The organism is Paraburkholderia sp. BR10923 (assembly GCF_040948765.1).
GTDB lineage: Bacteria > Pseudomonadota > Gammaproteobacteria > Burkholderiales > Burkholderiaceae > Paraburkholderia > Paraburkholderia youngii.
Genome location: NZ_JBFPKO010000212.1, coordinates 1 through 258, shown reverse-complemented (window position 1 = coordinate 258; position 258 = coordinate 1). Strand labels below are relative to the sequence as shown.

The 258-nt window shown below is 58.1% G+C and carries 2 tRNA genes; both read left to right on the top strand.

Annotated elements, in window-relative coordinates:
• The first annotated feature begins 15 nt into the window (after window positions 1-15).
• Window positions 16-92, top strand: a tRNA-Ile gene (locus AB3X94_RS42155).
• 47 nt (window positions 93-139) lie between these two features.
• A tRNA-Ala gene (locus AB3X94_RS42150) sits at window positions 140-215 on the top strand.
• Window positions 216-258 lie beyond the last annotated feature (43 nt).

Below are 258 nucleotides of genomic sequence, written 5' to 3'. Positions count from 1 at the left end.
CGCAGACAGACTCAGGGGTCTGTAGCTCAGTCGGTTAGAGCACCGTCTTGATAAGGCGGGGGTCGATGGTTCGAATCCATCCAGACCCACCATCTTTGTCTGTGGTGCTGACTGGGACACCCTTGAGGAGTGTATGACCGGGGGATTAGCTCAGCTGGGAGAGCACCTGCTTTGCAAGCAGGGGGTCGTCGGTTCGATCCCGTCATCCTCCACCAATCCTCAATGCGCAGGGTTCTGCATGAAGGCAGAGCGTTGCGC